Source organism: uncultured Flavonifractor sp. (assembly GCF_944387675.1).
In the GTDB taxonomy this organism is placed as follows: Bacteria; Bacillota; Clostridia; order Oscillospirales; family Oscillospiraceae; genus Flavonifractor.
The window spans coordinates 1-14,329 of sequence record NZ_CALXFV010000058.1 but is presented as its reverse complement, the minus strand read 5'-3'; the positions used below and the strand labels follow the sequence as shown (position 1 = coordinate 14,329).

The window sequence follows — 14,329 nt, the reverse complement described above, 5'->3', positions numbered from 1 at the left end:
TTCCGGGCCATTATGAAGTGCGTGCTGGACGGCAAGCAGGCCGCCATCCTGGTCCCCACCACCGTGCTGGCCCGGCAGCACTACCTCACCGCCAAGCAGCGCTTTGCCAAGTATCCGGTGGAGATCGACGTGGTGAGCCGCTTCCGTACCGCCGCCCAGATGAAGGACACCCTCCGGAAGCTGGAGGCGGGGCAGATTGACCTCTTGATCGGCACTCACCGCCTCTTTCAGAAGGATGTGAAGTTCAAGGACCTGGGCCTGCTGGTCATTGACGAGGAGCAGCGCTTCGGCGTCCAGCACAAGGAGAAGCTGAAGGAGCTCTCCCGTCAGGTGGATGTGCTCACCCTCTCCGCCACCCCCATCCCCCGCACCCTGAACATGGCCCTGTCCGGCATCCGGGACATGTCCACCCTGGAGGAGCCGCCTCTGGACCGCCAGCCGGTGCAGACCTACGTGCTGGAGCACGACTGGGGGGTGCTGATGGATGCCGCCCGCCGGGAGCTGGAGCGGGGCGGCCAGGTGTACTACCTCCACAACCGGGTGGAAACTATCACCCGCACCGCGGCCCGCATCAAAGAGATGCTGGGGGAAGCGGTGGAGGTGGCGGTGGCCCACGGCAAGATGAGTCAGGAGGAACTCAACGAGGTGATGGGCCGCATGAGCGAGGGAGAGGTGGACGTGCTGGTGTGCACCACCATCATCGAGACGGGCATCGACATTGCCAACGTGAACACCCTCATCATCGAGGACGCGGACAAGATGGGCCTCAGCCAGCTCCACCAGATCCGGGGCCGGGTGGGCCGGTCCACCCGGCGGGCTTACGCCTACCTCACCTTCCGCCGGGGCAAGGTCCTCAGCGAGGTGGCCGCCAAGCGGCTGGGGGCCATCCGGGAGTTTGCCGAGTTCGGCTCCGGCTTCAAGATTGCCATGCGGGATTTGGAGATCCGGGGGGCGGGCAATGTGCTGGGTCCGGAGCAGAGCGGCTTTCTGCTCAGCGTGGGGTACGACATGTACCTCAAGCTGCTGGAGGAGGCGGTGCTGGAGGAGCGGGGGGAGAAGCCCCAGCGGCCCACCGAATGTGCCGCCGACCTCACTGTGGCCGCCTCCATCCCCGAGGGATACGTCCCCTCCCCGGAGCAGCGGATGGACCTGTACCGCCGTATTGCCGCCATCCGGGGCCAGGCCGACGCGGACGACGTGGTGGATGAGCTGATCGACCGCTACGGCGACCCGCCCCGGCCGGTGAACAACCTGATCTCCGTGGCCCTGCTCCGGGCGGACGCGGCGGCCAACGGCATCTCCCAGATCGACCAGAAGGGGACCAGCCTGAATTTCTACCTGGAGCAGTTCGACCTGCGGCGGGTATCCGCCCTGTGCGGCCTGGACAAATACCGCGCCCGGCTGCTCTTTTCAGCGGGGGAGAAGCCCTACCTCTCCCTGCGGCTGAAAAAGGGAGAGGACGGGCTGAAGCTGGGCCGGAAGCTGGTGGAGGACTACGCCCGGACCGCTCCAGCGGCGGAACTGTGAATTTTTGAGGAAAGGGAAGCGGTTTTTATTGCCTGAACCGGCGAAATGGTGTAAACTGTACCCTGCTTGATGCAGTAAGGAGGATTTGCAACGATGAATTGGAAGAAGCTCCTGTGTACCGGCCTGGCCGGCGCACTGCTGCTGGGCGCACTGGCCGGCTGTGCCAGCCAGGCCCCCGCCCCCACTCCCACCGCCACCCCCGCCGCCACCCCCACCGGGGAAGACGTGGCCTATCGGACCGCCGGCATCCCCGCCGATACCGTGCTCTACACCGCCGACGGGGAAGAGGGTGTGGCCGACGAATACCTGTACTGGCTGCTCAACGCAGTGGCCCAGGCCAAGAGCAGCGGCTATCTGGCCGACGACGGCGCCTGGGAGGAGGAGATTGACGGCACGCCCACCGCCGACTACCTGAAGCAGGCCGCCCTGGAGAACGCCAAACTCTACACCGTGGCCATGAGCCGGATCAACCAGGCGGGGCTTACCCTCAGCCAGGAGGACCAGGACAGCATTCAGACCCAGATGGCCTCCATGGCCTCCATGCTGGAGATGTATTACGGCGTCACCCTCCAGGAGTACCTGGAGCAGCAGTGCATCTCTCAGGCGGCCTATGAGAAGATGGCCTATGAGATCCCCATGCTGGTGACCCAGCTCCAGGAGCAGTACGTGGCGGACGGGGAGATCACCCCCACCGACGAGAACATCCGGGCCATGATCGACGAGACGGGGATTTACAGCTGCAAGCACATCCTGCTGGCCTTCCCTGAGAATGAGGACGGCAGCGATCCCACCGACGCGCAGAAGGCGGAGGTAAAAGGCCAGGCCGACGCCCTGCTGGCCCAGCTCCAGGCTGCGGCGGACCCGGTGGCCGCCTTTGAGACCGCCATGAACGAGAAGAGTCAGGACGGCCGGGACCCGGAGACCAACGAACTCTACGCCCCCCAGGGCTACACGTTCCTTGCCGACGGCAGCATGATTGACGGCAGCGGCAGCCTGACTGCCTCCTTTGTGGAGGCGGGCGTGGCTCTGGGCGAAGGAGAGCTGAGCCAGCCGGTGGAGACCCCCTACGGCTACCACATCCTCCTGGGCCAGAGCGCCGACAACGAGGACACCCGGGCGGTATACCCCAACTACGCCATGAACCAGCGCATCGACCAGTGGATGGAACAGGCCCAGGTGGAGACCACCGCCGCCTATGACGCGCTGGACCCCAAGACCTTTTACGACAAGGTGATGGAACTGGCCGAGCAGTGGGCGGCGGAGAAGCAGGCCGAGGCCGAGGCTGAGGCCCAAGCTGAGGCCAGCGCCAGCCCGGCGGCGGAGACCGATTCCCCGTCCGCCAGCGAGGCCCCGGCGGAGAGCCCAGCCGCCTGAGGGGAGGCCATGGCTCCGTCCATCCGGGTGCTGGTGGTGGAGGACGACCCCGGCGCCCGCACCCTGCTGTCCGCCGCCCTCTCCGGCCTGGCGGGGCTGGAGCTGTGCGGTCTGGCCGCCGACGGGTTGGAGGCTCTGGAGCTGGTGGAGCGGCTGGGGCCGGACGCGGTGCTGCTGGACCTGATCATGCCCGGCCTGGACGGGCTGGGCTTCCTGGGGCAGCTGAACCCAAGGCGCCGCCCTGTGGTGGTGGTGACCTCCCAGGCCTCCGGCCAGGCCCTGATCCGCCACACTCTGGCGCTGGGCGCCAGCTACTATCTGGTCAAACCCCTGAATCTGAAGAGCCTGCCGCCCCTGCTGGAGGGATTGTGCCTCCAGCCCCTGATTCAGCGGGCGGCGGCGGCGCTGGAGGAGATGGGCGCCCGGGGCATGGGAGTCCAGGCTGCCGCCCGGGCCGCGGCGGTGCTGGCCCGGGATGGAAATGCCCTGCTCAAGCAGGCCTACGCACCCACCATCGCCGCCGAAGGCACCAACTACGCCGGAGTGGAGAAGAATATCCGGGTGATGGTGGACAGACTCCACCGCGCCCCCACCCCACGCTATCTGGCGCTGCTGGACGGCCTGCCGCCCGCCCGGCCCAGCAACCTGACCTTCCTCCGCGCCCTGGCCCGAAGCCTGGGGGAGACGAAGTGAGCATTCTTTTTTCCCCCCTGCCAGATTTCCCCTTCATCTGGCAGGGGGGTTTGTTATACTTGTCCACAGGAAATAACTGGAAGACAAGGAGGGGGCGCCATGGAGCAGTGGCATGAACAGAGCGCCGCGCAGGTGGTAAGCCGGCTGGAGAGCCACCGGGAGACGGGGCTGAGCCGGGAGGAGGCGGAGCGCCGCCTGGCCCGGTACGGACCCAACCGGCTGGAGCAGACCCGCCGGCGGAGCCTGCCCCTGCGGCTGCTGGAGCAGCTGCGGGACCCCATGATTTTGGTGCTGCTGGCGGCGGCGGGATTATCCCTGTGGGCGGGCGGCGGAGAGGACTGGCTGGATGCGGCCATTATCCTGGGGATTGTGGCGGTAAACGCCTGCATTTCCCTCTCTCAGGAGGACAGCGCCCAGCGGGCGCTGGAGGCCCTGCGCCAAATGTCCGCACCCCAGGCCAGGGTCCTCCGTGGCGGCCGGGAGGTGCGTCTGGAGGCCCAGAACCTGGTGCCGGGGGACATCATCCGCCTGGAGGCGGGGGACCTGGTGCCGGCGGACGGCCGGATTCTGGAGAGCGCCGGCCTGGAGACCGACGAGAGCACCCTCACCGGCGAATCCGTCCCCGTGGCCAAGCGGGCCGACCTCCTCCTGCCCGCCGACACGCCCCTGGCCGAGCGGGTAAATATGGTGGCCGCCTCCACCGTGGTCACCCGGGGCCGCTGCCTGTGCGCGGTCACCGCCACCGGCATGGATACCGAAGTGGGCCGCATCGCCGGACTGCTGCTGGAAAACGAGGAAGGCAAAACACCTTTACAGAAGAAGATGGGGGAAATTTCCGCCACCCTCTCTTTCCTCTGCCTGTGCGTGTGCGCGGTGATGTTCGGGGTGGGCGCCCTACAGGGCCGGGAGCTGCTGGAGCTGTTTCTCACGGCGGTGAGCCTGGCGGTGGCGGCCATACCCGAGGGGCTGCCCGCCATTGTCACCATTGTGCTGGCCATGGGGGTGAGCCGGATGGCCCGGCGCCGGGCCATTGTGAAAAAGCTGCCGGCGGTGGAGACCCTGGGATGCGCGGGCGTGGTGTGCTCGGACAAGACGGGAACCCTGACCCAGAACCGGATGACGGTCACCGAGGTGTGGACGGCGGAGCGGGGGAAGCGGAAGGAGGCCCTCACCATCGCGGCCCTGTGCTCCGACGCGGTGCTGAGCTGGCGGGGGCGGGAGCCGGTGGCCGCCGGCGATCCCACCGAGATTGCCCTTGCCGAAGCTGCGGCCCGGGATGGGCTGGACAAGGGGGAGCTGGAGCGCCGCCTGCCCCGGAAGGGGGAGCTGCCCTTTGACGCCCGGCGCAAGCTGATGACCACCGTCCACACCCGGCCGGAGGGCGGCTGTCTGGTGCTGGTGAAGGGGGCGCCCGATGTGCTGGTGGGGCGGTGCGCGCTTACCCAGGAGGCCGCCCGGCGGATCATCCGGCGCAACGAGGATATGGCGGGCCGGGCCTTGCGGGTGCTGGGGGTGGCCTGCCGGGAGCTGGAGGAACTGCCCGGGAGCTGGGATGCCGCCCAGCTGGAGCGTGGACTGCGGTTTGTGGGGCTGATCGGCATGATGGACCCGCCCCGGCCGGAGGCCCGCCGGGCGGTGGAGCAGTGCTTTGCCGCCGGGATCCGGCCGGTGATGATCACCGGCGACCACAAGCTCACCGCCGTGGCGGTGGCCGGGGAGCTGGGCATTTACCGGCCGGGAGACCAGGCCATCACCGGGGAGGACCTGGACTTTCTGCCCCAGGAGGCCCTGGAGGAGGAAGTGGAGCGTTTTTCGGTATACGCCCGGGTGACCCCGGAACACAAAATGCGCATTGTCCGGGCCTGGCAAGCGGCGGGAAAGGTGGTGGCCATGACGGGGGACGGGGTGAACGACGCCCCCGCCCTTAAAACCGCCGACATTGGCTGCGCCATGGGCCGCAGCGGCACCGACGTGGCCAAGGGGGCGGCGGATATGATCCTCACCGACGACAACTTCGCCACCATTGTGGCTGCGGTGGAGGAGGGCCGGGGGATTTACGCCAACATCAAAAAGGCCGTCCACTACCTGCTCTCCTGCAACATCGGAGAGATTCTCACCATCTTCTGCGCCACCGCCCTCCGCTTTCCCCAGATGCCCCTCACCCCGGTGCAGCTGCTGTGGCTCAACCTGGTCACCGACTCCCTCCCCGCCCTGGCCCTGGGGGTGGAGCCGGCGGAGGAGGGGATCATGGAGCGGCCGCCCCGGGACGCCGGCGCCTCCCTCTTTGCCGGGGGATTCTCCTTCCGGCTGGCCTGGCAGGGGGCCATGGTGGGCGCCCTCACGCTGGGGGCCTGGCTGCTGGGGTGGGCGGTGCTGCCCGGCGGGGGCGGGGGCGCGGCCAACACCATGGCCTTCGCCACTCTCACCCTCTGCCAGCTCTTCCACGCCTTTGACGTGCGCAGCGAGGAGGCGTCCCTATTCCATATCGGCCTGTGGTCTAATCCGGCCATGAACAAGGCCTTTCTCATCGGCCTTGCCATGCAGCTGGCCGTGCTGCTGGTGCCGCCCCTCCGGGCGGTATTCGGTACCGTACCGCTTACCCTCCCCCAGTGGGGGAGCGTGCTGGCCCTGGCCCTCACTCCGGTGGCGGTGTGCGAGGGGGTGAAGGCCGCCGCCCGGCGGCGTGGAAAGCGGGAGGCGCGCCAGCCCGCCCGGGTATGACAAAGGCCCGGCGGACGCCATGGGCGCCCCGCCGGGCCGGCAGGTAGCGTTTAGTTGTTCTGGGTCTTGCGCCACTCGTTGAGCACCGCGCAGAACACCAGGGAGAGGAAGCTCTCCTCCGCGTTGGAGGAGCGGGAGGTGAGGGCGATGGGTACCTTGGCCCCCACCACCGCGCCGCAGGTGACGGCGTGGGCGTGGATGAGCCAGCTCTTCACCAGGGTGTTGGCGGCGATCAGGTCCTGGGCGATGATGCCGTCGAAGCCGCCGCCCGCCCAGGGGCAGTCGTAGTGCTTCAGCCGGCAGGCCTCCTTGGAGATAATCAGATCGTAGGCGATGGGACCCCACAGCTCACAGTCGGCGAAGGGGTGCTGCTTCTGCTCAGTGACCAGACGCTGGGCCTCAATGGTGTCCGGCATGTGGAAGTTGACGTTTTCTACCAGGGCCATCAGGGCCAGCTTGGGGTTCTCATAGCCAAAGGCCTTCAGGGCGTCGGCGGTGTTTTTGATGATGGCCTTCTTCTGGCTGGGATTGGGGTCCACAATCACCGTCATGTCCGACAGGGCCAGCAGCTTGGGGTATTCGGGGATGGAGGCCAGGGAGACGTGGCTCATCAGCCGCTCGGTGCGCAGGCCGTTTTTCTTGTCCAGCACCGGCATCAAAAAGTCCCGGGTGGGCAGATTGCCCCGCATGAGGATATCCCCGTCTCCGCAGTGGATGATGTCGATGGCGGCCTGGGTCACGTTATGTCCGGGCGGGGTGTCCACCATGGTGTAGGGCTCCTTGTCCAGACCCAGCTTTTCCAGCTGGACCATGGTGCGCGCCCGGTCGCCCACCAGTACGGGCTGCACAAAGCCCTCCCTCTGGGCCTGGAACAGACCCTGAAGCATGTTCTCACCGTCGGAACCTGCCAGCACCACCCGCAGGGGGGAGTCCAGCTTGGGGACCCGGCTGATGATATTGTCAAAATTTTTCAACTCCATGGGAAACACCCCTTCATCTTTCATTCAGCGCCCGCCCGCAGGAGGGCAGGTTCCATTATACTGGAAGCCTCAGCGGAATACAAGGCCATTTTGGGGGAAAACAGGGAGAAAAAAGGAAAACGCCCGCTGAAAAGCGGGCGTTTTGCGCGGGAACAGCCTCAATCCACCGGGCGGATGAGGATAAAGGGGGTGAGCTCCCGGGACTGGCCCGCCGGGTTGTCCCGGATCAGGCCCTTCAGGGTCTCCTCATCCAGAGTGATGGAGGAGGCCTTGCCCAGAATCTCCACATTCAAGTCGTTGGCGTCCACGATCATGGCCTGCACGCCGGTGGCGGCCTCAATCTCGTCGCACACCTTGCCGGGATTTTCGGGAATCCGGATGCCGAACTGGCCGTACTCCTGGAACTCATGGTCGTAGAAGCCGTCCAGACCGGACACCTCCTGGCCCACCATCTCGTAAAACACCCCCCGCTTGCCGAAGAGCTTGCCGATGCCGGCGCAGAAGGCGGCCCACAGCACGAACAGGCCCCCCCGCTCCTTGATGGCAAATTGCATCTTGTAGGGACTGTCCACCCCGATGCCGGCGGTGGAGTGGGAGGCGAACCGGGACAGGAACCGGGCCAGCCGGCCCACCTTCATGTCCTTTTTGTAGACCACCCGCTTCTGACACAGGCCGATGATCTTCTCGCTGGAGGAGAGCAGATCGCCGGGCTGCCAGATGGGCTTGACATATTTCTCCACCAGGTCAATATAGCTCTCCCCCACCTGGACAAAGTGGGTCTGAATGGCGTGACGGGCGTAGGTCTTCCCATTGACCTCTATGTGGACGCTTTTTCCCTCATTGGCGCGGAACTCCATGGCAAAAAACCTTCTTTATCGTTTAGTCCCCCCTATTATAGCCACCAAGGAGAGAATGTGCAACAGAAAGTTTCCTCAGATGCCCTTGTTCTGGGGGATATCGGGAAGAGAGTCAAAGCCCTTCTGCAAGTCGGCGTCGGTGGGGACATAGTCGGTCATCTTTCCGCTGAGGAAGTTCTCATAAGCTACCATATCAAAGAAGCCGGTACCGGTGAGGCCGAAGAGAATGGTCTTGGCCTCTCCGCTCTCCCTGCACTTCAGGGCCTCGTCGATGGCGCCCTTGATGGCGTGGGCGGACTCGGGAGCGGGGAGGATGGTCTCGTGCTTGGCAAAGAATACCGCCGCCTCAAAGACCTTGGACTGCTCGTAGGACACCGCCTCCATATACCCGTCGTGATACAGCTTGGACAGCACCGGGCTCATGCCGTGGTACCGCAGGCCGCCGGCGTGGTTTGGGGCGGGGATGAAGCCGCTGCCCAGGGTGTACATCCGGGCCAGGGGGGTGACCTTGCCGGTGTCGCAGAAGTCATAGGCGTACTTGCCCCGGGTGAGGGAGGGACAGGAGGCAGGCTCCACCGCCACAATGCGGGGGTTGTGGGTACCCCGGATCTTGTCGGCGGCAAAGGGGGCGATGAGGCCGCCCAGGTTGGAGCCGCCGCCGGCGCAGCCCACCACCACGTCGGGGTATTCCCCCAGCATTTCCATGGCCAGCTTGCTCTCCAGGCCGATGATGGACTGGTGGAGGAGCACCTGGTTGAGCACGCTGCCCAGCACGTACCGCTTGCCGCCGGCGCTGCCCACCGCGGCCTCCACCGCCTCGGAGATGGCGCAGCCCAGGCTGCCGGTGGTGTCGGGGTTTTCCGCCAGAATCTTCCGGCCCACCTCCGTCAGCATGGAGGGGGAGGGGACCACCGAGGCGCCGAACACATTCATCATGGCCTTGCGGAAGGGCTTCTGCTCGTAGGAGCACTTCACCATATATACGTCGCAGGACAAATCAAAGTAGGCGCAGGCCACGCTGAGGGCGGTTCCCCACTGGCCGGCCCCGGTCTCGGTGGTGACGCCGGACAGGCCCTGGGCCTTGGCATAGTATGCCTGGGGTACGGCGGAGTTGAGCTTGTGGGAGCCGGAGGTGTTGTTCCCCTCATACTTGAAGTAAATTTTGGCGGGGGTGTCCAGGGCCTTCTCCAAATCAAATGCCCGGATGAGGGAGGAGGGGCGGTACATCTTATAAATGTCCAGCACCTGCTCAGGGATGTCGAGATACGCGTGGGTGCTGTCCAGCTCCTGCCGGGCCAGTTCCTCACAGAAGATGGGGGCCAGGTCGGCCTCGGTCACCGGCTGGAGGGTGCCGGGGTGGAGCATGGGGTCGGGCTGCTCCTTCATCACCGCCCGGAGGTTGAACCACTGCCGGGGCATCTGGTCTTCGGTCAGAAACAGCTTGTGGGGGGTCTTTGTCATGTTCATACACTCCTTTTGATGGGGGAGAAGGGCAGCAAAAAAGCCCCTGTCCCCGAAATATGTTCTCTGGGACAAAGGCCGTAACCTCTGCGGTGCCACCCGGATTGGCGCTTGCGCACCCTCTCACTTTCCCGTACCTGTCAGCACAGGCTCCCCTGATAACGGGCGGAGTCCCCGTCGCGCTACTCGGTTTCCCTTTCGCTCTGCCCTCCCAAGTCCATTCGTCCGGACGCTACCTGCCCCGCTCCCACCGGCCGGGACTCGCTGTGTGGCCCGCTTTCGGACTACTCCTCTTGTTCATCGGTTTGCCGATTTAGTTTGCTACAGTATAAAGGCGGCCAGGCGGTTTGTCAAGCCCTTTTTCCAAAAAACGCATAAACCGCAGGCTGGCCGCCATACTACCACAGCAGACAAAACACGGTGGGAGGGACGGATCGTGGGTCAGCCTCAGGAGAAAACACAGCCCCATCCCCGGCGGGAGCCGCGGTATGACGGACCGCTGACGGTGGAGCGGCTGGAGGAGATTTTTGCCGGCTGCGTGGACTTCACCCGCCGGCCGGTGGCCCTGGAGGGGGAGAGCGCCTGCACCCTCACCCTGTGCTACCTGGGCGGAATGGTGCGTATGGAACGGGTGAGCGACTATGTCCTGCGCCCCCTGGCGGAGGACGGGGGCCTGCGCCGGTGCGCCACCCTGGCGGCGGCCATGGACCGGATGGAGGCGGGGGCGCTGTACAACCTGGGGGTGGCCCGGCGCACCCGCCTGGACCGGGGGGTATTCGACCTGGTGGACGGCTGGTGCCTGCTGTTTTTTCCCGGGGAAAGGGATGTCCTCTCCTTTTTCGTGGGGACGGAGGAAAAGCGCGGGGTGGCTCCGCCCGACAGCGAGACGGTGCTCAAGGGCGCCCGGGACGGCTTTGTGGAGAGCGTGCGTACCAACACCAGCATCGTCCGCCGCCACCTGAAGGCCCCCGAGCTGCGCATTGTGGAGGAGCTGGTGGGCCGGCAGTCTGTAACGGCGGTGGACGTACTCTACCTGGAAGGACTTACCGATCCGGCCCTGGTGGAGGCCCTGGTGGACCGCCTCCGGACCATTGACATCGACGGAGTGTTCGCCACCGGCAACATTGAGGAGTATATCGTCCCCGCCGCCCACACCCCCTTTCCCCTGGTGCAGTATACCCAGCGCTCCGACCGCTTCTGCGCCGGTCTGGCGGAGGGGCGGGTGGGCCTGCTCATCGACGGCATCCCCCTGGGCTATCTCACCCCGGCGGTGCTGGGCAACTTCCTCCAGGCCCCCCAGGACAAGTCCTCCGCCTGGCTGCTGGCCACCACTCTCACCCTGCTGCGCTACGCCTGTATGCTTATGACCCTGTTTCTGCCCGCCCTCTATGTGGCCATGATCACCTTTCACCAGGAGATGATCCCCACCCGCCTGGCCCTGTCCATCATCGCCGCCAAGCAGGATGTCCCCTTCCGCTCCGGATTTGAGGTTATTGTCCTGCTGCTGGCCTTTGAGATCCTCCAGGAGGCGGGGCTGCGACTGCCCCAGTCCATTGGGCAGACGGTGTCCATTATCGGCGGCCTGGTGGTGGGTTCGGCGGCGGTGGAGGCCAAAATCGTCTCCCCCGCGGTGCTCATTGTGGTGGCTGCCGCCGGGATCGCCGGGTACACCATGCCCTCTCAGGAGTTCTCCGGCGCCCTGCGGCTGTGGCGGCTGCTGCTGGCTCTGCTGGCCAGCGTGGCGGGGCTGTTCGGCGCGGTGGCCGGCGCCGCCGCCCTGATCATCCATCTGGCAGGGCTGGAGAGCTTCGGGGTACCCTACCTCACCCCCTTTGCCGTCAGCGCCGGCCGGGAGGCCCGGGAACACGTTTTCCTCCGCCGGCCCCTGCCCCAGATCAAGGACCGGCCCCCTGCCCTCCACCCCCGCAACCGGAGGAAACAGCGGTGAGGGGGCCGGCGCTTTTCCTGCCGGCGGCCCTCCTGCTGCTCCTGCTGTCCGGCTGCGGTTCCCTGTCGCTCACCGGGCTTTTGCCCTACGCCCGGGAAATTGAGGATATGGAGCTGGTGCGCACCCTGGGGGTGGACGGGGATGGGACCGGCGTGGCAGTCACCGCCTCCGGCGGCGCCCGGGAGGGGGAAGAGACCAGCCTGACCACCGGCCGGGCGGAGACCGTTAGCGCCGCTGTCCTGGCCATGCAGTCCCAGGGCTCCTCTTATCTCTACTTCGGCCACGTGGGTCAGCTGCTGCTGGGGGAGGAGCTGGCCCGCCGGGGAGTGGAGGAGCCGCTGGATTACGTGCTCCGGGACGTGGAGATGCGCCTGGAGACCGCCCTCTACCTGGTACGGGACGGGACGGCGGGACAGGCCATGGGTGCCGCGGCGGAGGACGGCTCCGCCGCCGACCGGCTGGAGGCCCTGGCGGAGGGGGTGGGGCTGACGGCGGACACCATGACCCGCTCCGTCAAGGAGGTGCTGGCCGATCTGGAGGATCGGGGGGCCTCCTTTGCCCCCGCTCTCTTGCCCGACGGCACCCTGACCGCCGCCGGCTACGGTATTTTAAAAGACGGCGCCCTGGCAGGCTGGACGGGGGAGGAGGCGGCCCTGGGCGTCAACCTGATCCTCAGCCGGGTGGACGCCGACGTGGTGGAGGTGACCCCGCCGGGGCAGCCCTCCGCCGCCCTCCGGGTGGTGGGCGCCCGCAGCCTGGTCCGCCCGGTGTTTGAGGGGGGTACCCTTACCGGCCTGCGAGTGGAGTGCCGGGTGGAGGCCAATTTGGCGGAAGGCCCCCCGGGGCAGGAGGCGGCCTGGCGGCAGGCCCTGTGCGATGCCCTGGCCCGGGTGGAGCAGACCCGGATTCAGGCCGCTCTGGACCTGGCCCGGACGCTGAACGCCGACTACCTGGGCCTGTGCCGGTCGGCGGCCCTGCTGACCCCCTGGCACAAGGCAGCTCTGCTGGACGGGACTCAGCTGGAGGAGCTCACCCTCACCGCCCAGGTGGAGGCGGTGCTCCAGCGCAGCTACCACGCCGACGGATAACTATACGATTATAAAATAAGAGGTGCTGCGGGCCGGCCTGGAGCCGGTGCCGCGCCTTGGAAAGGGGCCTGCCATGGCCAACGACCACATCTCCTTGCGCCAGCTGCTCACCCTCACCGTTGCCGCCCTGCTCTCGCCCGCCATCCGGGTGCTCCCCGGCCGGTCCGCGGCCATCGCCGGGGAAGGGGGGTGGCTGTCGGCCCTGGTTGCCCTCCCCCTGCTGCTGGGGCTGTGCTGGGTGCTGTTTTGCCTGCTCCGGGACCGGGACACCGGCCTGGGGCAGGCGGCCCTGGCAGTGCTGGGTCCCATTCCGGGCCGGGTGGTGGCGGGCCTCTATCTGGCTTGGGGTGTGTTTCTCCTGGCCGTCAACGCCCGGCAGGCGGCCCTGCGCTTTCTCACTGTCAGCTACCGCAACGCGCCCCTGCCACTGTTTCTGGCGGCGCTGTTGGCCCTCACTCTCTGGCTGGCGGTCAGGCCCCTGCCGGTGCTTGGCCGGGCGGGGGAGGTGTTCTGCCTGGCCCTGACGATCGTTCTGGCCCTGTCCCTGGCCATGGGCGCCTTTCAAATTCGTCCGGGCCGGCTGCTCCCCCTGTGGTGGCAGGACCTGCCCCAAATCGCCGCCTCCGGCCTGCCGGTGCTGGGACTGCTGGGCTATGTGGTCTTTGCCGCCGTTTTGGGCGGCGCGGTGGAGCGCCCAGCACACGGCCGCCGGAAGGCCATGGGCTGGGCCGTGGGGCTGTGTCTGGCTCTCACCGTCCTGCAGGGGGTGTGCCTGGGCAGCTTCGGCCCCGGCCTGTCCGTGCGAATGAACATCCCTTTTTTTATGATGGTGAAGGGCATCGGCATTGAGGGGACCTTCCAGCGGGTGGAGTCGGTGGTGATGGCCCTTTGGGTACTCTCCGACCTGGCCCTGCTGGCTCTGTTGGCCTGCGCTTGCCTGGAGCTGCTCCGGCTCCTGCTCCCCGTAAGGCGGCGGAGCAGGGCTGCTCCGCCGCTGGTGCTGCTGGCCCTGGCTGGGGCGCTGTGGCTGTTCCCCGACGCCTTTTTCCTCGGCCATACCGTGGAATGGGTGGTGCTGGCGGGCAACCTGATCGCCGGCTTCGCCCTGCCTTTGCTCCTGCTGCTGGTTAAAAAGCTGAGGTCAAGCGTATAAAGGAGCTATATCTTGTGCATCCTAGGGGGGAGACGCCGGCCTATCTTGTTGTCTCAAAAAGGGACTGAAAAACGCGAAAAAAAGCAAAAAAAGCAGTTGACAAACGGCACCGCCGGTGGTATTCTATCTGAGCGCCTTGCGGGAGAGCAGGAAGAGAGCAGGGAAGCGGGATGGAGACCGGGCGGAAGCCGGACGGACCGGAACGCGGGAGCTGAAAAAAGTGCTTGACAAACGCGGGTGCGCATGGTAAACTAAATGAGTTCGCGCCGGAAGGCGCGGACGGGCTTGAAAGAGGACGGAATCAAGGCGAAGGAGCTCTGAAAGCTCTGAAAAAACTTGAAAAAAGTTCTTGACAAGCGAAACCGGGAGTGCTAAAATAAATAGCACGTCAGCCCGCTGGGCTGGCCGGAGCGTGTACCTTGTAAATTAAACAACGTGAGAGAAACACGAAGCACCAGAAAGGACGAGAAGTCCTTCTGACAAGCGCAAGCTTGAAGAAGGCTCTTGACAAATTTCTTTGAAGCTAA

The 14,329-nt window shown here is 66.1% G+C and carries 10 protein-coding genes; 7 read left to right on the top strand and 3 right to left on the bottom strand.

Translation table 11 applies throughout. From position 1 onward, the window contains the following. The 4 genes from Q0J74_RS06890 to Q0J74_RS06875 all read left to right on the top strand — a co-directional run. Window positions 1–1,527 (top strand): TRCF domain-containing protein (locus Q0J74_RS06890; RefSeq protein WP_297212603.1); only part of this gene is annotated, 1,527 nt, incomplete at its 5' end. 93 nt (window positions 1,528–1,620) lie between these two features. Next, window positions 1,621–2,901, top strand: a complete 1,281-nt coding sequence (locus Q0J74_RS06885) for a peptidylprolyl isomerase (RefSeq protein ID WP_297212601.1) — start codon at window positions 1,621–1,623, stop codon at window positions 2,899–2,901. Between the two features lie 9 nt (window positions 2,902–2,910). Next, a complete protein-coding gene (locus Q0J74_RS06880; RefSeq protein ID WP_297212598.1) occupies window positions 2,911–3,594 on the top strand; it encodes a response regulator in 684 nt (227 codons plus the stop codon). A 99-nt stretch (window positions 3,595–3,693) separates the two neighbouring features. Beyond that, window positions 3,694–6,315, top strand: coding sequence for a cation-translocating P-type ATPase (locus tag Q0J74_RS06875; protein WP_297212595.1), 2,622 nt, complete (start codon window positions 3,694–3,696; stop codon window positions 6,313–6,315). Between the two features lie 50 nt (window positions 6,316–6,365). On the opposite strand, the gene Q0J74_RS06870 is transcribed toward Q0J74_RS06875, so the two are convergent. From Q0J74_RS06870 to Q0J74_RS06860, 3 genes are all read right to left on the bottom strand, one after another. Further along, window positions 6,366–7,295, bottom strand: coding sequence for a phosphate acyltransferase (locus Q0J74_RS06870; protein WP_297212592.1), 930 nt, complete (start codon window positions 7,293–7,295; stop codon window positions 6,366–6,368). Between the two features lie 158 nt (window positions 7,296–7,453). After that, window positions 7,454–8,152 carry a F420-0--gamma-glutamyl ligase gene (locus Q0J74_RS06865; protein ID WP_297212589.1) on the bottom strand — a complete coding sequence of 233 codons (699 nt, stop codon included), beginning with the start codon at window positions 8,150–8,152 and terminating at the stop codon, window positions 7,454–7,456. A 75-nt stretch (window positions 8,153–8,227) separates the two neighbouring features. Continuing rightward, window positions 8,228–9,613: a TrpB-like pyridoxal phosphate-dependent enzyme gene (locus tag Q0J74_RS06860; RefSeq protein ID WP_297212587.1), complete on the bottom strand. Its 1,386-nt coding sequence runs from the start codon at window positions 9,611–9,613 to the stop codon at window positions 8,228–8,230. A 436-nt stretch (window positions 9,614–10,049) separates the two neighbouring features. Here Q0J74_RS06860 and Q0J74_RS06855 point away from each other — a divergent pair, with 436 nt between their 5' ends. The 3 genes from Q0J74_RS06855 to Q0J74_RS06845 all read left to right on the top strand — a co-directional run bounded on the left by Q0J74_RS06855 (window position 10,050) and on the right by Q0J74_RS06845 (window position 13,802). Further along, window positions 10,050–11,561 carry a spore germination protein gene (locus Q0J74_RS06855; protein ID WP_297212584.1) on the top strand — a complete coding sequence of 504 codons (1,512 nt, stop codon included), beginning with the start codon at window positions 10,050–10,052 and terminating at the stop codon, window positions 11,559–11,561. Then, complete coding sequence (locus tag Q0J74_RS06850; RefSeq protein WP_297212581.1) at window positions 11,558–12,649, top strand: Ger(x)C family spore germination C-terminal domain-containing protein; 1,092 nt, start codon at window positions 11,558–11,560, stop codon at window positions 12,647–12,649. The genes Q0J74_RS06855 and Q0J74_RS06850 overlap by 4 nt, the downstream gene beginning before the upstream one ends. Before the next feature lie 73 nt (window positions 12,650–12,722). Then, complete coding sequence (locus Q0J74_RS06845; RefSeq protein ID WP_297212577.1) at window positions 12,723–13,802, top strand: GerAB/ArcD/ProY family transporter; 1,080 nt, start codon at window positions 12,723–12,725, stop codon at window positions 13,800–13,802. Window positions 13,803–14,329 lie beyond the last annotated feature (527 nt).

Bases quoted from the DNA above. Each gene is read 5' to 3' on its own strand.
- Q0J74_RS06880 (WP_297212598.1), top strand. From the start codon at position 2,911: ATGGCTCCGTCCATCCGGGTGCTGGTGGTGGAGGACGACCCCGGCGCC.
- Q0J74_RS06885 (WP_297212601.1), top strand. From the start codon at position 1,621: ATGAATTGGAAGAAGCTCCTGTGTACCGGCCTGGCCGGCGCACTGCTG.
- Q0J74_RS06860 (WP_297212587.1), bottom strand. From the start codon at position 9,613: ATGACAAAGACCCCCCACAAGCTGTTTCTGACCGAAGACCAGATGCCC.
- Q0J74_RS06845 (WP_297212577.1), top strand. From the start codon at position 12,723: ATGGCCAACGACCACATCTCCTTGCGCCAGCTGCTCACCCTCACCGTT.
- Q0J74_RS06875 (WP_297212595.1), top strand. From the start codon at position 3,694: ATGGAGCAGTGGCATGAACAGAGCGCCGCGCAGGTGGTAAGCCGGCTG.
- Q0J74_RS06865 (WP_297212589.1), bottom strand. From the start codon at position 8,152: ATGGAGTTCCGCGCCAATGAGGGAAAAAGCGTCCACATAGAGGTCAAT.
- Q0J74_RS06870 (WP_297212592.1), bottom strand. From the start codon at position 7,295: ATGGAGTTGAAAAATTTTGACAATATCATCAGCCGGGTCCCCAAGCTG.